The organism is Dysgonomonas sp. HGC4 (assembly GCF_001261715.1).
Lineage (GTDB): Bacteria > Bacteroidota > Bacteroidia > Bacteroidales > Dysgonomonadaceae > Dysgonomonas_A.
In genome coordinates this window covers 25877-36573 of sequence record NZ_CVRU01000066.1, presented here as the reverse complement: position 1 = coordinate 36573, position 10697 = coordinate 25877, and the positions used below count along the sequence as shown (strand labels likewise).

Genomic DNA, 10697 nt, shown 5'->3' with positions numbered 1-10697 from the left:
CTTATGTCACTATGAAAAAAAATGTAAACAAACACTTTTTCAACTCGAAAGGTGAGTCGTGGTTTCTCTTGTCCAAATCGACAAAAGAGAAAAAAAGTATTTATACTCGAGTATCACACCTTTCCATCCTAAATTTTATTGATAGTCATTCTGAATTAGAAAACTAAAATTTTAATACTTACCGTTATATATTGTTAATCATGCAAATGCTATAAAAAATGCAAAAAAAGAAAACTTCAAATTCCTATAGCCATTGTTTTTTATGGCTATTAATGTTGTTAAGTATTGTTCAGCAAGTTTCTGCACAATCAGACCAAATCAAAGTGTCCGGAATTGTCCTAGATGAAACAGGGCAGAGTATTATTGGTGCTTCAGTTAATACAGTTGGGGCACGACAAGGTACCATTACAGACCTGGATGGGCGATTTACTATAACTTCAAAAAACAATGCAATTTTACAAGTAAGCTATATTGGATATATTACTCAGAACATAAACATTGGTAATAAGACCGACTTAAGAGTCGTTATGAAAGAGGATTCTAAAACATTGGATGAAGTTGTAGTTACAGCCTTAGGCATTAGCCGCGATGCTAAATCTCTACCTTATGCACGACAAAGTGTAGATAAAGAAGGACTTGATGAGGCTAAAGATCCTAATCTATTGAATATGCTTTCGGGAAGAGTCTCGGGTGTTCAATTTATATCTAATGGAGGAGCTTTAAGTTCCACACGCGTAGTGATTCGTGGAGAAAATTCACTGACAGGGAATAATCAACCCTTGTATGTTATAGATGGAGTACCCATTATGAATAACATGGGAGATAGTGGAGATTTGGACTATGGTAATGCGGCCTCCTCTATTAATCCTGATGATGTAGAAAGCATAGAAGTTTTAAAAGGGGCAAACGCATCTGCTCTTTATGGCTCTGACGCTGCAAACGGCGTAATTCTGATCACCACTAAAAAAGCAGGAAAGAAAGCCGGTTTGGGCGTTACCTATAGTAATAATACCCAATTTAGTAAATTGAACCAATTTCCTATTTATCAAAATGTGTATGGTGCAGGAACCACAGGGCTTAATTCAGATTTTAATTATCAAGGACAATCAGGTTTTAATCCAGATCTACCTTTGCAGCTACCCAATTTAAGCCTGAGTGGTTATGGAAATCGGAGTTTTGGTTTGCCAATGCTAGGTTTTAATGTTATTGGACGAGATGGAAAGGTAAAAACTTATTCACCCTCTCCTGAAACAATTACTAATATGTATCAAGTCGGAACACAAATGACCAATAGTCTATCACTTGAAAGAGTTACAGATTTAGTTGCGGTACGTTTATCTTACACCAATATACATTCTGATGATATTCTGGAAAATTTTAATAAATTAAATAGAAATACATTCAATCTAGGCTCAAATATAAAGTTAGCTAAATTTTTATCAGCAGATATCAACGCTCAATATGTAAAAGACAAGGTTGATAATCGTGGATTTCGTAACTCATCAGATCGTAACCCCCTCTATGCCATCACCAACTTACCTCGTGACGCTTCGTATGAAGAACTGAAAATTTGGAAAAATGAGGATGGTACTCCCAAAACTCAGAATAGTTTCTATAATCCTTATTGGTTAATAAATGAACTATCTAATGCCGATGAGAAAAATTGGTTAATGGCTAATTTAACTTTGAATTTTACTCTAACTAATTATTTAAAACTTCGATTGAGAGGAGCAACTGATTATCAAACAATGGATGCTTGGAGCTTTACAAACTTTTATAGTCCTTTTGATCGTGATGGAGAATATTTTGCTTATCAGCGTCAAGCCACAAACAATATGTTTGAAGCCTTAGTGATGTTTAATAAAAAAGTGGGCAAATTTAATCTTAACTCGAATTTAGGAACCTCTAATCAAAAAGTCGAAAGCAAACAATTAAGAAGTACCGTGCAATCATTATTAATGCCCGACGTAAAAAGCTTAAGTAACAATGCTGCAACTGCATCTACATGGGAAGAATATTCAGGTAAAGAAAAAATAGGACTCTTCTTACAAGCAAATGCTGGTTATAATAATTTTGCATATATAGATGTTACTGCCCGTAATGACTGGTCTTCGACTCTACCCTACCCACACTCCTACTTCTATTATTCTGGAGGAACTAGCATTATTCTTACGGAAGCCTTGAAAATACCGAAAGATATATTATCGTTTGCAAAAGTTAGATCATCTTATGCAAAAACAGGTAATGATACAGGCTTTGATATGCTTCGCAACGGTTTTAGTTACGGTGGCTTATTTAATGGAACAATGCCTTGGTACACCGGTGATAATATAAGTAGAAATCCTAATCTGAAACCTGAAACCACTATTTCAACTGAATTTGGTACAGATTTAAGATTCTTTAACGACCGTCTTTCAATCGACTTTACCTATTATCAGAAAGCAACTAAGGATCAGATTGTTCAGGCTAGTGTATCCGCCGTATCAGGATATGAAAAGAAAATGTTTAATAGCGGAGAAATTCAGAACAAAGGTTATGAACTTAGTATCAATGCAATACCTGTTCGTACGAAAAACTTCGAATGGTCTATCAGGGGCAATTGGTCAAAAAACGAATCCAAAGTGATTTCTCTAATGGATGGTGTTGATCGTTTTCGTTTAGCGAACTGGAACGGTACAAGTGTAGAAGTATTTGCTGAAGTTGGTCAGCCATATGGTGTAATGTATGGAACAGATTACAAACGCAATGAAAATGGAGATGTACTTTGTGATATTAATGGCAGACCAAAGTCGGATAGTGAAAGTCACTTTTTTGGAAAAGTATCTCCTGATTGGATTGGAGGTATAAACAATAGTTTCAGATACCGTGATTTTGATATGAATTTTTTAATTGATTTCAAACAAGGTGGGCTTCTATGGTCCTATTCATCATATCAAGGAAGCCGCAACGGACAAACAGTCGAATCTTTACAAGGGCGTAACGAATTTATTCTTAGCAGTATAATTTTAGGAGAAAACGATAGTGAAAGAAAAGGGTATTTAGAGGCAAATCGCACCAATAGTACACAAAATTATAATGCACAATATTTAGATAAAGGACGAGTAAATGGATCTGTTTTACCAGACAGACGTGTATATGATGCAGAAGTGCCCGGATTAGCAGGTCAAGAATGTACAAATGGTATAAATCCTGTTAACTATTATTCCGATGATGTACTTAAAAGTGCAAGGAGGTATTTATACGACGCATCCTTCGTCAAACTAAGAGCAATTAGTGTCGGTTATAATGTCCCTAGAAATTTTTTAAGAAAAAGTCCCTTCAATTCGGTTCGTTTGTCCGCCGTAGGACGTAATATATGGACTATGCACCAAAATACGCCTAAAGGTCTTGATCCTGAAGCAACTACTAATACGGGGAACGGACAAGGTATTGAGCAAGGCTTTTCATTACCTCAGGCAAATTATGGATTTGACATAAAAGTTACATTCTAATGTTTAACAACAACAAGATATGCAAATGAAAAAATATATATACATAATTCTGTCCATTTTTACATTGGGTGGGGTTACAAGCTGTCTCGATAATTTTGAAGAAGCAAATACGAATCCGAATAAAATGTATAATACCAATATTCAGTTAGTTTTTCCAGGCACGGTTTACCGAACTCTTAATGTTTTTGGAAAAATGAACTATGTGCAATATCTGAATTACTCTCGTCAACTTATGTTATTAGCACGTTTTATCAATTTGAGAGAAGGTGATATGGATAGCTATTATGTAGGTTTTTATGTAAATATTCTGAGAGATCTTTCAGAAATGGAAAACCAGTATGAGAAAGTAGAAGGTGCAGAAAATAGATTAATGATCATTAAAACCTGGAAAGCTTTAGTTTATTCTATTATGGCTAGTACTTGGGGACCAATGCCTATGTCTGATGCTATGATGACCTTTCCAGATAAAAAAGATTATAAATACGATTCTGAAAAGGATATGTATATTCAAGTGTTAGATTTACTGAAAACTGCTACCGAAAATTTCAATCCCAATCCGACCAATGAAGACTTTCTAAAACCTGATCCGGTATTTGGAGGAAATACTAAGAGCAATATTGAGAAATGGCGAAAATTTGCTAATACACTCCGCTTGGATGTTGCTCTACGAATTCAGAATATAGATAAAAATTTAGCAGAAGAACATATCAAAGCTGCTATGCAACATGAAGAATGGTTAATTTCATCACTTAATGATATGGTACAACCATCATGGGGCACAGATCCCGGGAATGATGTTTCTTATTACTATAACGAGGCGTTGAAAAACTTGACAGAATCGAATTTTAGTAGTGCAAATTATCCTCGTATTGCCCAATATTTCTTCACATACTTACAATCATATCAAGATCCTCGTTTGGAAAAATTTGTGGATCCAACAGATCCTAAAGACAGATATGCTGTTCTAGATACAATAAGAATTAAACGTATCTCCTCTTATTCAGGGTTCGATACCACTATGGTAGCAATCGTTAAGCACTCTATTCCGCACTGTCCCGCACCCGAACTTCCTGGTATTCCTATTACATGGGAACCGGGTTATGATCCAAATAGTAATAATGGACAAGGTACAGATAGATATCAAAACCCTTACAGAGATATAGATGATAAAAAAGGATGGTCTTATGTAAATAAATCTTTTCTTAAGCAAGACACTAAAGTTGTTTTTCTCAACTGGGCATCAACTTGCTTTATGAAAGCTGAAGCTAAATTGAAATTTGGCATCGGATCGAAATCGGCTCAACAATATTATGAAGATGGTATTGCAGCTTCTTTTGCTGAATATGGGACAACAGATAACCTATCAAGCTATATGGCTCAAGATGGGGTTAAATGGAATACTAATGGTAAAGGACTCAGCGATTGTATGCAAATTTATTACTGTGATATTAATGGAGCAAATGATCCTTTTGAACAAATCGTTAAACAACGCTGGATTGCTGAATACTTTAATGGATTTGCATGCTGGGTATTAGACAGACGTACGCGTATACTCAACCTTCCTCCTATGTTTTACAATGGATCAGGGCCCGGATTGGAAGGTAGTAACGATCGTTTTGAATTTGCTCCCGAACGTTTTATTTATTCAATTAACGAGCGAGCAACCAATCGTAGCGAGTACGATAAAGCCATTCAAACACTACAGAAAAACAGTCCTAAAGGCGACGCTGCCAGTCGTTGGGGAGATAATCTATGGACCCATCTAAACTTTGCAAAAGTTAACCCAGCACTAGCTGGCGCCGACGCCAAATGGTCGAACAGAACATTTATTTGGAATCAACACGCCATTCAAAACCAATATGGTAAAACTGAAGAAGATTTGATTAAAAATGCACATAAGGAGTTTCCTCAGATAACGGATACTATAGGTCTTAAAACGTATCTCAAATACGAAATAGTAGAGATTGTAAAACCTAGATAATCAAATATCAGAGAAATCGCATTTAATAAATAATAGACAAATAATATTATAACATGAAATCATATAAAAAGATAATTTATTTCCTATCAGCGTTTATGATTGGATTTACATCTTGTACCACAGACGATGGTCCGGATGTAGATGATAATTTCTTAAACTACGAAATTCCTGAAATTCCCGTTACACAAGACTATATAGTCGGAGCTTATTACGCAGAAGCACCTTCCGGAGGTTTAAGTGAACAGATATGGAACCGACTGACAAATCCAGAAGGCTGGAAACCCGAAAGCGGGCTTTATGGACCTCGTGTAATGCCTGTTTTAGGCAATTGGAAGCATAATAACAAAGCCTCTCAGGAAATGATAAAAATCCTTCAGCAGCAAGTAGATTGGGCTATTCAAGCTAAAATCGACTTTTTTATCTTACCTCCAATTAATGAGGATCAGAACAAGCTTTATCCAAATAATTTGAATGCCGATAATGTAAGGTTTACAGATCTTTTGAGTGGAAGAATGGGCTCAGACGGTAATCCCATAACTTCAACAACTGGTACTTCGGTTAATCTCAAAGGACTAAAATACGCACTTATGTTGAATCCCAATTCATTGACAACTAATTTAAACAATCAGACACCTATAGAATCTGTGGCATCAACAACAATTGCGGGACAGCAAGTTACACGAGTGAAACGTTTCTATGAAGTAGTTCGCAGAATGGCAGATTATTTTTCTGACGAAAACTATTATAAAGTAGATGGAAAACCAATGTTTATTATTAAAAATCCGCATAATATATATGCATTGGATACCAAAAAAATTTATGATGATTTGAGAAAATATATCAAAGAAGCCACTGGTAAAGACATGTATATTGTAGTACAGCAACAAGTTTGGGAACCCGCAGGACGATTTCAATATACTTTCGGAGATGCGAAGGTAGACGCTGTAACACTTAAGGACGAAGGGGGTATGTATAACCAGTCACAGTCGCAACGCTCGCTTCTATATCCTCAAATGATTGATCAGAACTGGAAGTATAACAAAAACTTCCTGATGTCTACATGGGGTGAAGATTTCATACCATCTGTAAGCCCTTCCTTTAACCGTTGGGTGGAATCAGGAGGTAACTACAATTACCCTATTGTTGAAAAGAATCCAAAAACATTTGCAACATATTGTAATGTAGCTAAAATGAATATGGGTACAAAACGAATTGTTTTAATTGACTCATTCAATCAGTGGAAATTTGATACGGCTATTGAACCTGCTGATCCATTAGTTGGTAATGGTTATGGAACCCAATATCTGGAAGTTCTAAAGCAACAATTCAAAAAATAATCTTTATAAAAAAGTAAAAAGGACCAACTTACCTTAACATCTAATACATATGTTCAGTAAGGAGTAAGAGGGAGATTATACTCGTTCTTACTTTCTTTTTACATTCAAAAATAGAAAAATATGATAACTCGAAAGTTTAAGGAAATATTGTTTTTAGTAATATTCTTTTGTAATATAAGTTTACAAGCGCAGGTAGTAGAAAATTTTGAAAGCTCCTCAACCAAATTAAACATAGTAGGACGCGGAAATTGCAGAATTGAAAATGGAGTATTTAAATCGAAAGATTCTTATGCTTGTTTTGGAAATACGGATTTGAAAGACTACACCGTCAGTTTTAAGGCACGTGCCCCTAAGGATGCCGAACAAGTCCAAATATGGGCAGGATTTAGAGCATACAATCGTTTCGATCGTTATGTACTTGGCTTAAAAGGAGGCTTACAAGATGATATTTACTTGAGCCGTATGGGATATATGGGTGCGGACGAATTATTGGACATTCGTCCAATAGATTTCCATCCTATTCCCGGACAATGGTATAAATTTAAAATAGAAGTGTGTGGTAATCGTATACGTGTTTTCTTAAATGATGAAACACTCCCTCGTATAGACGTTATAGACAAAAACAGTAATCTTGCACCCTCTGGTTCAGTTACATTAGGCGGTGGCTGGATTGAAACTGAATTTGATGATCTCCAGATTACGCCCTTTTCGTCAAAAGCACTGGATGGTGTTTTAAATAAGGTATATGAAGTAAAGGTTTCCCCACAAGAGAAAGAGGTAGAAAGAAAAAAAATGAGAGCTGCTTATAAGCCTGTTGTAATAGACAAAATAAATCAAGGACGCACGGAGATATCTCTGCAAGGAAATTGGCTATTCTTACCTGATTATGAATCAAAAGATATAGAAGAACAAACAAACCCTAATATTGGAGACAACCAATGGCATATAATGAATGTACCGGATTTTTGGAACCCAATACGAATCTGGCTACATGGCGAAACAATGAATCCAAACAGATCACCTAAAGGTGTTTCAGATACATATTTTCAAAAAGAAACAGCTCGTTGCGAATCATATACCTTTGATTATAAAAAAACTAAAGCAGCATGGTATCGCCAATGGATAGAACTTCCTGCGGATATTGAAAACAAAAAAACAGAACTTGTATTTGACGCAGTTTCTAAGATGGCTGATATATATGTAAATGGCAAATTAATAACGAAACATATCGGCATGTTTGGTGAAATAAAAGCCGATTGTTCGGGTATTATTAAACCCGGTAAAAATCTTATCTCAGTTTTAGTTACCCGTGATTATATAAAAAATATAGAAGATGCAGACAAAATCGTAGATGTTGCTGTTACAGTACCTGTCACTAATAAAATGCTAAAAGACATTGCACATGGTTTTTATGGCGATGATCCAGCAGGAATATGGCAGCCTGTTGCTCTAATTATAACTAACCCCGTAAAAGTGGAAGATGTATTTATACAACCTTCACTCAATGGAGCTAAATTTGAGGTAACAATAAGTAACAATTCAAATAAGAAGGTAAAATTTGATCTACTCACTAATATTGTGGAATGTAAAACGAGTAATATATTTCACTCTGAAAAATCGTTGAACAATATTGAAATGAAAGGTGGAGAGACAAAACTATTATCTTTTTCAATAAATAATCTAAGACCTCGTTTATGGACACCTCAATCTCCTAATTTGTATGACTTTAAGTTTACAGTAACCAACGAGAACGGAAAGGAAGATGATGCTGTAACTATTCGCTCTGGTTTTAGAACCTTTGAAGTTAAAAACGGACTTCTCTATCTGAATGGTATACCATATTGGTTGAGAGGTGGTAACCATACCCCTTTTGCATTGGCTCCAAATGATAAAACATTAGCAAACAGCTTTTATCAGATTATGAAAGCCGGAAATATTGATGTAACACGTACCCATACAACACCATATAATAAACTGTGGATAGACGCTGCTGACGAAAACGGTATAGGTATCAGTCACGAAGGAACTTGGCCTTGGTTGATGATTCACGGTTCAATGCCCGATATATCACTTATTGAGTTGTGGGCAGATGAATATATAAGCCTTTTGAAGAAATACCGCAATCATCCATCGATTCTGTTCTGGACAATAAACAACGAAATGAAGTTTTCGGATAATGAACCAGATCTGGAAAAGCGAAAAATGAAGATGAAGATCATTTCGGATGTTGTAGAGCGTATGCGAAAAATTGATCCCACACGCCCCATATGTTTCGACTCTAACTATCGTCGTCGAGAAGATATATTTGGAAAAGATTTTTTTAAAAATATTGATGATGGTGACATTGATGATATTCATTCATATATCAATTGGTATGATCATACTGTATTTAAGGAATTTAAGGGCGAATTTCAAAAACAAAACCGTAATGAAGGTCGTCCACTTATTAGTCAGGAAATGTCTACTGGATACCCCAATAATGAGACAGGACATGCTACACGTTTCTATACACTTGTGCATCAGAATCCACAAACATTAATAGGTTATCAGGCCTATGCTTTTGGTAATCCCGATTCATTCCTCAAAGTTCAATCATTCATAACAGGAGAATTGGCAGAAGCACTTCGTCGTTCAAACGACAAAGCATCGGGTATCCTTCACTTTGCATTGCTTACTTGGTTTCGTAATGTTTACGATACAAAAACAATAGAACCTTATCCTACCTATTATGCCATGCAGCGAGCATTGCAACCCGTATTAGCGAGTGCTGAAATATGGGGGCGTAATTTCTATGCGGGGCAAGATCTTGCAGCTCGCTTTTGTATAGTGAACGACTTGGAAGATGGACATAACCTAAAAGCCGGTGTTATTAATTGGACACTTGAAACAGAAAGCGGACAAATATTAACCAAAGGAAAAACAGATATTCCTGAAGTTAACCATTACAAACGTGCTTGGGTAACTCCCACAATACAAATACCCGAAAATCTGCCTGCTGAAAAAATAAATGCAAAACTAAAGCTTCGCTATACTGAAGAAGGCAAACAAATGTCGATAAATGAATATGATATTTTATTGGCTCAACCCAATTGGACTCAGAGTGTAGTTAATGGAAAAAACATTGTTCTTGTTGATTATAATAATACAGCAAAAGCATTAGATTTCATTAAAGTAAAATATACGAAGGTTAATTCAATAACCGACGCTTTGAAAATAAAAGCAGATCTGATAATCTTAGCTAGCTTAGATAAAAATACGAATACCTCAGATTTAAAAGAAATAAGAACATATATCTTTAAAGGAGGTAGAGCACTTATTCTTAACAGTGAAAATGCCTCGAAAGAAATGTTCGCTGAATATATTACAGACTGGATTATTCCTACCGAAGGTGATATTGTAAATATGGAAATTCCTGAATCTTCTGTATTTAATGATATTGAACTTCTAGAACTTCGCTATTTCAATAACTATAAGTCTGAAGTACCAACAGTATGCCATTCTGCTTTTAAAGTAAACCGTAGCCAGAATGTTGAAGAATTAGCCAATCAGACTAAAATTCATGGGTATATAAACGGAGAAATGGAAGAAAGATCTGACTATGTTAAAACAATCAAAGGTTTCCCCATTCTTAAAATTAAAGATAATAAAGGAAGCGCGATGGTATCAACTATGTCCCACGAAAAAACAGAAACAGATCCCATTGCAGCCCGCCTATTGGCTAACATGATAAACAACATGTTAGAATAAGTAAATACGAAGTTTTTTTTTAGCTAAATAATATTTGGGGTTTTAAATATTATGATTTTCAGATTTTTATGGTTCCGATTCTCAGGAGTGACTCTTCACTCCTGAGAATTAATTAGAGAAATTTGATTCCGCCCATCGAAG

At 35.5% G+C, this 10697-nt stretch carries 4 protein-coding genes; all 4 read left to right on the top strand.

Annotated features, from left to right (window positions below; translation table 11 throughout):
- Window positions 1-272 precede the first annotated feature (272 nt).
- The 4 genes from HGC4_RS06530 (at window position 273) to HGC4_RS06515 (ending at window position 10556) form a co-directional block, all read left to right on the top strand.
- On the top strand, window positions 273-3491 hold the full coding sequence (locus tag HGC4_RS06530) for a SusC/RagA family TonB-linked outer membrane protein (protein ID WP_087880151.1): 3219 nt from the start codon (window positions 273-275) through the stop codon (window positions 3489-3491).
- A gap of 25 nt (window positions 3492-3516) precedes the next feature.
- The gene (locus HGC4_RS06525; RefSeq protein ID WP_185099954.1) at window positions 3517-5472 is read left to right on the top strand and encodes a SusD/RagB family nutrient-binding outer membrane lipoprotein; all 1956 of its coding nucleotides are present in this window, start codon (window positions 3517-3519) and stop codon (window positions 5470-5472) included.
- A 53-nt stretch (window positions 5473-5525) separates the two neighbouring features.
- Entirely contained in the window at window positions 5526-6809 is a 1284-nt protein-coding gene (locus HGC4_RS06520; protein ID WP_082204097.1) for a glycoside hydrolase family 99-like domain-containing protein, read from the top strand.
- Between the two features lie 120 nt (window positions 6810-6929).
- Window positions 6930-10556 (top strand): glycoside hydrolase family 2, encoded by a 3627-nt coding sequence (locus tag HGC4_RS06515; RefSeq protein WP_050709314.1) that lies wholly within the window; start codon window positions 6930-6932, stop codon window positions 10554-10556.
- Window positions 10557-10697: the final 141 nt, after the last annotated feature.